This window comes from Sporomusa sp. (assembly GCF_057736855.1).
This window is the reverse complement of record NZ_JBYKYF010000279.1, coordinates 1-4,169: the sequence shown is the minus strand read 5'-3', so window position 1 is coordinate 4,169 and position 4,169 is coordinate 1. Positions and strand designations below refer to the sequence as shown.

Sequence of the window (4,169 nt, the reverse complement as noted above, 5' to 3'; positions counted from 1 at the left end):
CCAAAATGCGATTGGTATCACGGTCAATGGCTACCACTGACGGCTCTCTAAGTACAATCCCTTTTCCTTTTATGTATACTAAAACGTTGGCTGTTCCCAAATCGACGCCAATATCCAAGGTCCCAAACATGCAGAATCTTAATCTCCTTTCAAGTTATCTTCCGTATGCCCCAAGCTTGTCTTACCTTTTATTAAAAAAAAGGAGAAAACCAAAAGATTTTGTTAAACGTTTAATTATTCTACAAAAAAATTAAAAGTCCTCTATTTTTTACCATCTATATAGCGGCTTGTCGCATTTTTTCCCTGGTATTTTATTCCTCTTTTTCTTCCTGATATTTTTTTCTGGTAGCTTCGCCGCCACGTATATGCCGCTCTGCTTTGTTCATTTCTAGAATATTTCTTACTTTAGCTGCAAGCCGTTTATTAATTTCAGGGAGTCGTTCAATCATATCCTTATGTACAGTACTGTTACTTACCCCGAAAACAGCAGCCGTTTGTCGCACGGTCTGCTTGGTTTCCATAATATGATTGCATATATCAAGCACCCGTTTGCGAATATATTCTTTCATCCAGTCTATCCCCCCCGCGCCCGTCCTTTTACCCTTTGCTATCATATATATGCGAAGCCAAAGAAAAAATGACCCTCCAAACGGGTCATTCTTATACCTAAAGCTTTTTAATTTGGGATATCTGGAAATAGCTCCTGAGGATCAACTGTTTTTTGTTCGTCATTGATTTTAACGGATAAGTGTAAGTGGGGCTCACTCTCACTTGCACAACTACCCATAGAACCAATCGGATTGCCAGCCGCAATCATGGCATTTTTCTGCACTGCCACACTACCCAGCGAACTGTAATACACGGTATATTTTCCGCTGCTAACGGCAACCGTCAGACCATATAACTGATCGGTATAGACATCCACCACTTCACCATCTGCAAGTGCCGGCACGACTTGTCCTTCAACACCGCTGATATCTACGCCATTATGGTATCGCCAATCCCCATATACCGGGTGGAGCTGCCAGCCAAACGCCTGTGTTTTAGTACCCTGCCATAATGCTTGAATAGCTTCCCTGTTACTGTTGGCCTCAGCCTTACCTGACATATCCGGATTGGATGACGATAAAGCCGTTTCCTGGCGATCATTACCTGACATCACAAATTCAGGTAATTGCGCAACTTTCTCATTTATTACTGGTTGTACTACTTCTGTATCCGGTGATGGGCTGTCAGGCAGGTTCCTCGATACCTCTTGGAATGTACTAATAACACTAAACAGCAAAACTGCGGCAAGCGTCAATAACCCACCTGCTGTCAGTACCTGTCTGCCAAGCCGAGAACCGCCAATGTTATCCCATATTTTTCCTGGCATATTATCACCTCATTGATAGTATGCCCAAAATTCACCGGATTGACACGTCAAATAAGGATAAGGTTAGTTTCTCATCTCTGGTTCTTTATGATCCGAAAATATTTTTGATACCGACACCAGTATAATAGTAAGTCAAAATTTGCCGAAAATCACGATTTTCTTTAGCCATGCCGTTGGCGCCATATTGGCATAAACCAACGCCGTGACCATAGCCGATGGTTTTAAATACCAACGTATCTTCCGTGTGTTCAATCGTAAAATTCGTTGATCGCAGGGCAAGCTTTTCCCGTATTTCTTGGCCTGTTAGAGTTTTGGTACCAATCCGCGCCCGGTTCACCCGTCCGGAATCGGTTCTGTCAATAATATCGGCAATACTTGCAGCACCGCCGCTCTGCGCGGCAGCGATGATGCCGGCATCAGTTCCAAGACGCTCTTCCAATTCTGCCAAGGATATTGCTTTGCTGTCCTGATAACGCGGTGATTTTTGATCCCAAGTACAAATTTTGCTTTGCAAATAAGGATAGTCAAATCCCCAGACCTCTTTGGCACTTGCCGTATATGTCCCGCTGGTGGAGTGAAATACGGCATTAATGGGTTCTCCTTTGTAAACAAGTATCAGCCCGCGGGTTTGATCCACAGCCTGACATATCTTTTTCCAGTATTTTTCATAATTTGCTCCCCATTTTGCTCGTAATTGGGTTTCACCATGCCATGCCTGACTATCATTGTGGTCGGTAGAAACATCGGCTCCCGGATATTGTGTGGAACCAGTTCCACCAAAAAACACCATATGTTTTACCGCATAGGTTCGGGCGGCCACTGCTTGTGCTTTAAGAGCCTCAAGCTCAAACTCTGCTGGCATTTCAGCCGCAACTACTCCTTTAACATAATCTTCTAAATTCATCGAGACAATTTGGTTAATTTCATGCATATATACTTTAATCGTAATATCTTCCCCCCGATACATAAAAGGCTGTGAGGTACTTGCCGGGTTCTGGTTCCAATCATACATCCCCAATATAACTACCGCTGGGATAGCAACAACTGTCAATATTACCAATAATAGACTAGCGATTACCACATATCTCACCATTTCACCCCTAGCGGCCTTTGCCTCACTTTAAGTTTTACATTGTCTACTGCCTTGATTCATAATATGCATACAAGCTCACCCATATGAGTAAAATTCCAAAATGAAAACGAGATTGCCGCACTACATCCGCAATGATGGACAGCGCTTATGCTGTGCCTTCATTGTGAGCATAGTGCGAAACAATCTCGTTATTTCTGCCAACTATATAACATCTAAATTAGTTCAATAATTAACCCGTTCAATATCTGCGCCAATACCACGGAATTTTTCTACTAAATTGTCATAACCACGATCGATATGATGAATACAGCCAATTTCTGTTTGCCCTTCGGCTACCAGTCCAGCTAATACCATAGCAGCACCAGCTCTAAGATCAGTGGCCTTGACTTGACAACCAGTGAGTTGAGCTACCCCCTCAATCACGGCACTGCGTCCGTCAATTTTTATGGATGCCCCCATGCGTTTGAGTTCATCGACATGCATAAACCGGTTTTCAAATACGGTTTCAGTAATAATACTGGTGCCTTGAGCAATGGTCATAAGCGCCATAAACTGCGCTTGCATATCGGTTGGAAAACCAGGGTATGGCAATGTTTTAACATCTACCGACCGAATGGTGCCTGTACCACGTACTCTGACGCCATTGATATCTTCTTCAATCCCAACACCAGCTTCCTTGAGCTTAGCGATAACTGGTTTTAAATGTTCAGTCAGAGCATTCTCTACATATACATCCCCGCCAGTCATGGCAGCAGCCACCATGTAGGTGCCGGCCTCAATTCTATCAGGAATCACACAGTGACAAGCGCCTTTTAGTTCACGTACCCCTTCGATACGGATCAGATTAGTACCTGCCCCCCGGATGTTAGCCCCCATATGATTTAACATATTGGCTAAATCAACAATTTCAGGCTCTTCAGCCGGATTTTCAATAATGGTCTGACCTTTAGCCATGCTAGCTGCCATCATAATATTTTCGGTAGCACCTACACTTGGAAAATCCAGATAAATTCGCGCACCAGTAAGTCCTTGCGGCGCCCTCGCTTCAATAAACCCATGACCCATAACAATATTAGCACCTAAAGCCTCAAAGCCTTTAAGATGCAGATCAATGGGCCTAGTACCAATAGCACAGCCACCAGGCAGCGAGATTTTCGCACGACCTGCACGTGCCAGCAGCGGCCCCATGACCAAAAAAGATGCTCGCATTTTACGTACCAGTTCATAGGGAGCCTCGATAGCCGTTATATTGGAACAATCAATATATAGTGTACCAGATTCGTTCTTTACCGACGCGCCCAAATGCGTAAGCACTTCGGCAATTGTACGGACATCTTCCAAATCGGGTATTTCTTCTAACGTGCTGGGAGTTGTCCCCAACAGTGTTGCTGCAATGACTGGCAATACGGCATTTTTGGCACCACTAACTCGTACAGTGCCAAATAGACGCTTGCCTCCACGAACAATTAATTTTTCCACAAGATTTCCTCCCACCACAGCGGTAAGTACATTTTCCTAGACTAGTTTATCATTACCGTAGTAGCTAAGCAAGAGCTATCAGTCCTAAAAATTGCCGTAGTCCACAAATACCATTTTTATGTTTTCCAGTATTTAGGCAGCTTATCCATGTAAATTATGGTGGAAACAAAAAAGGTTCTTTGTCAAATGTTGGGGTAAAGCATAAAGTGTAGTGGAGCAGGG

Annotated in this window: 5 protein-coding genes; all 5 read right to left on the bottom strand. The window is 43.7% G+C overall.

What is annotated here, in order from left to right; genetic code table 11:
• A partial coding sequence (locus tag AC29Z1_RS14570) for a rod shape-determining protein (RefSeq protein WP_488272181.1) occupies positions 1 to 130 on the bottom strand: 130 nt, incomplete at its 3' end.
• A 181-nt stretch (positions 131 to 311) separates the two neighbouring features.
• Positions 312 to 569: a sporulation transcriptional regulator SpoIIID gene (spoIIID, locus tag AC29Z1_RS14565; protein ID WP_488272180.1), complete on the bottom strand. Its 258-nt coding sequence runs from the start codon at positions 567 to 569 to the stop codon at positions 312 to 314.
• A 107-nt stretch (positions 570 to 676) separates the two neighbouring features.
• Positions 677 to 1,375, bottom strand: coding sequence for a peptidoglycan DD-metalloendopeptidase family protein (locus tag AC29Z1_RS14560; RefSeq protein ID WP_488272179.1), 699 nt, complete (start codon positions 1,373 to 1,375; stop codon positions 677 to 679).
• A gap of 85 nt (positions 1,376 to 1,460) precedes the next feature.
• On the bottom strand, positions 1,461 to 2,456 hold the full coding sequence (spoIID, locus tag AC29Z1_RS14555) for a stage II sporulation protein D (RefSeq protein ID WP_488272178.1): 996 nt from the start codon (positions 2,454 to 2,456) through the stop codon (positions 1,461 to 1,463).
• Positions 2,457 to 2,690: 234 nt separating this feature from the next.
• Complete coding sequence (gene murA / locus AC29Z1_RS14550; protein WP_488272177.1) at positions 2,691 to 3,947, bottom strand: UDP-N-acetylglucosamine 1-carboxyvinyltransferase; 1,257 nt, start codon at positions 3,945 to 3,947, stop codon at positions 2,691 to 2,693.
• Positions 3,948 to 4,169 lie beyond the last annotated feature (222 nt).